Raw genomic sequence first — 3,847 nt, 5'->3', positions numbered from 1 at the left:
CATGAAAGCAGAAAAAGAACATCGTGTTCCCCTGTCTATAGAAGCCATCACTTTGCTTGAATCACTCCAACATCACACTCAAGCACAAGATTTCATTTTCCCTGCCCCACGTACTGGTGAAATGCTTTCTGATATGTCATTAACAACATTGATTAAACGAATGCATGAACAAAAATTTAAAGAAAATAGCTTAGGCTATATTGACCCCAAACAAAATCGAGTGATTACAACGCATGGTTTTAGATCAACATTTCGCGATTAGTCAGCTGACCAAACAGATTACCCTCGAGAAGTATGTGAACATGTGCTTGCGCATAAACTACCTGATGAAGTCGAAGCTGCATATTTACGTGGGGCTTACCTCGAAAAACGCAAAGCATTAATGGCTGATTGGGCTGAGTTTTGTGAAAAATAAAAAATTAGTCATCGAGGAGGTTTCCTTCAAGTCGAAGCCCCTTGTTATTTCAATAAATATCAGATAATCACGAAGATGCTTTTTAAAGATTTTTATTAAAATATAATCAGAATAGGCTTTGTTGCATAAACCTGTTCTTAAACTTCTTCAGCAATTTCAGCAATTTCAGCAATTTCAGCAATTTCAGCAATTTCAGCAATTTCAGCAATTTCAGCAATTTCAGCACTATAATTTCCGAATGAAGGAACCTATACCAAAATTTATCGAACAAGCAATTGGTTCTCTTATAACTAAGCTCTCGTTAATCATGGAAACATTTTGATTGAGTTTGATCCTACAACGCAGTGGTATACTCAAACGAGGACGAAAACAAGCCTATCGAAGCTTGAAATCAATTGATAAGAATAAAAATCCTCCATCAAAAAAATGGAGGATGGTTAACATCACTTAAAGCACTTCACAGGGTTAAAATTTATATTTCAAACTTAACATCCCATTTACTGGCTCACCATAAGCATACGCATTCGTTGAATATCCAGAGTAAAATGTTTTATCAAACAAATTATTAATATTTAGCGGTCCAGTTACATTTTTAGAGAAGTTATATGCAGCCATCACATCAACCGTTGCATAAGCATCTTGTGATACTTTTCTACTCCCAGTACCTACGTAAGTATCACTTTTCCAATTTACACCTGCACCCAAACTAAAATCATTCACACTATATTTGGTGAAAATATTGATATTACTTCTCGGTGCTCTTGTATTAAATTTAGCTCCATCAGCTTCTTTTGCTTCAAAATTTGCAAATCCTGCGCTCAGATCCCAGTTATCAGTAAGTTTTCCAGAGACTTCAAGTTCTACGCCTTTTGAAGTTACACCATCTTTTGCTTCATAAATAGAATTTCCCGCTTGATTGATTAATCCCGTATCTTCAGCAACATTATTTTGTTCAATTCTAAATAAAGTGATTCCAGCATTTAGCCTTTGATCAAAATATTCACCTTTAATTCCAATTTCATAGTTTTTTCCTAAAACTGGACTTAGAAGCTTATCATTTATATCTTTTGCACTTTGTGGTTTAAAAATATCTGATCAGTAACGATTTTACGCTAAACAAGGTTGTTACAATATTCACTTTATCAATTAATTTTCACGTTTATATTTCAATGTATAGGCTATACATTATTCAATTATATCTTTTAATGATCAATAGAAAGCCTAGTTTCAAACACATTCTTCAGACACAAACAAATATGATCAAAATAGAGTGATTACTCTATAAGATAATAAAATCAATTACTTAAATCATATTTTATTTTAAAAAAAATACAAATGTGTATTAAAAACAACCATTACTTACATTTTTTTGATTACAAAATATAATGAGTAAATTACTTCCCATTTCATACATTTTTCATATATAAAAAGTCATACTATTTTTAAGGTTTTTCTAAATCACATTTTATACTTCATAGTTTTTAACATCATTATTAAAGGTGAACCATGCAAAAGAAGAAGCGCACCCCATTAGACGCACAACAGTCCCATCTTTGGATTATTGGTGGTGGTATCGCAGGTATGGCTGCTGCTGCATTTGCAATCCGTGATGCCAAAGTTCCTGCCAAAAATATCCATATTTTAGAAGAACGCGATATTTCAGGTGGCTCGATGGACGGTGGACATACCCCTCATGCCGCACAAGCTTGGGTGACACGTGGCGGACGTATGCTCACCGATGAAACTTATCTATGCCTATGGGATTTATTTTCCAGTATACCATCTTTGGAAAACCCAGACATTTCAGTGCGTGAAGAGTGTCGTGAGTTTAATGAAAAAGTGCAAACCCACGCCAATGCACGTTTGATTGATGTCGAACATGTCATTGCTGATGCAGCAAAACTGGGGCTGAATACGCTACATCGTGCACAAATGCTACGCTTATTGGCTTCAAAAGAAGACAAAATTGGTAGCCGTCGCATAGATGAGTTTTTTGATGAGGCATTTTTTGAAACCAATTTCTGGCGCATGTGGCGCACAACCTTCGCATTTCAAAAATGGCACAGTGCAGCAGAGTTGAGACGCTATTTCTTGCGTTTTATTCAAGAGTTACCACGCATTCATACCTTAGCGGGTGTGAAACGTACCAAGTACAACCAATATGATTCAATGATTCTACCCCTACAGCGTTGGCTAGTCGCACAAGGTGTCGATGTACGTTTTGGACACTATGTCACAGATGCGGACTTCATTACCAATGCTGAAACCCAAGAACGCCATGCCTCGCGCCTATATGTGCAATTGCCCGAAGGCTCAGAGCAAATTAATCTGAAAGCCAATGATTTAGCCATTTTCACTTTAGGTTCTATTACCGCAGACTCGCGTTATGGTGGTAATCATGATGTGCCAGCCCTCATTCGTAATCGAGAAGACCATGGCTGGAAGCTTTGGGAAACTCTAGCACAAAAAGCCCCAGACTTTGGCCGCCCAATGACTTTTTATGGCAATGTCGATGAACATAAGTGGGAGTCATTCACCCTGACCATGAAAGATGACGTGCTGCTTAAACGCATTATTGACTATACAGGCAATGAACCAGGGACAGGTGCACTGATGACTTGGTATGAGTCAGGTTGGCATTTATCCATAGTGGTTCCCGCACAGCCACATTTTGCCGACTTACCTGATGGTTTATATACCTTATGGGGCTACGGTTTCCAAATTGACCATATAGGCGATTACATCAAGAAACCAATGTCTGAAGCCACAGGACAAGAAATTCTAACAGAGCTGATTAAACAGCTTGGTTTTAACGACATTTTAGATCATGTTTTGGCAACGACGGATGTTACCACAGCCATGATGCCGTATGCCTCTGCTCTGTTTGCCTGCCGTAAACCCGGAGATCGTCCACAGGTGATTCCGCAAGGCTCACAAAACTTTGCTTTCCTTGGACAGTTTGTGGAAATTGAAGATGACGTGGTCTTTACTGTGGAATATTCAGTTCGTGGGGCGATGCTTGCCATTTATGAATTCTTTGGGGTGGAGCGTGAAATCCCTGAAATTTACAATGGTTTACTTGATCCTAAAGTTGGTTTGAAAGCTTTGGAAACAGTATTCCACTAAGTTTTTAATATAAACTGAAGGGACAGCTTTTTGCTACTATTACATCGTTTAATTTAAAATCATCGAGTGTGACAGAGATGCCATATGTTATCCATCATAACAGGGATGTTTTGTATGGATAACAAAGGCTTTTGCTTACTTTTAGCCTATCAAAAGTAAGGTTATTGTCTACGTAAACATCTTTTATACTTTATTAAAAAGTTGAGGCGGTGTACGTACCTAATTTTAAATCACATAAACAGGAAAATTATATAAAACTTTATACGTCATTAGTAGACCTCTTTCATAAATCATTTTTCACTCAAC

Annotated in this window: 2 protein-coding genes and 1 pseudogene; 2 read left to right on the top strand and 1 reads right to left on the bottom strand. The window is 37.2% G+C overall.

What is annotated here, in order from left to right:
- A pseudogene (locus LZZ98_RS15410) lies at positions 1-415 on the top strand (tyrosine-type recombinase/integrase); the annotation flags it as partial.
- 465 nt (positions 416-880) lie between these two features.
- Here the strand turns inward: LZZ98_RS15410 and LZZ98_RS15400 are convergent.
- Positions 881-1,477: a TonB-dependent siderophore receptor gene (locus LZZ98_RS15400; RefSeq protein WP_330848262.1), complete on the bottom strand. Its 597-nt coding sequence runs from the start codon at positions 1,475-1,477 to the stop codon at positions 881-883.
- Positions 1,478-1,921: 444 nt separating this feature from the next.
- Here LZZ98_RS15400 and LZZ98_RS15395 point away from each other — a divergent pair, with 444 nt between their 5' ends.
- Complete coding sequence (locus LZZ98_RS15395) at positions 1,922-3,541, top strand: oleate hydratase (RefSeq protein WP_237788589.1); 1,620 nt, start codon at positions 1,922-1,924, stop codon at positions 3,539-3,541.
- Positions 3,542-3,847: the final 306 nt, after the last annotated feature.

The organism is Acinetobacter sp. SM34, assembly GCF_022012365.1.
GTDB lineage: Bacteria > Pseudomonadota > Gammaproteobacteria > Pseudomonadales > Moraxellaceae > Acinetobacter.
Note: the sequence above shows the minus strand (reverse complement) of the source record. Positions and strands in the feature narration are given on the sequence as shown.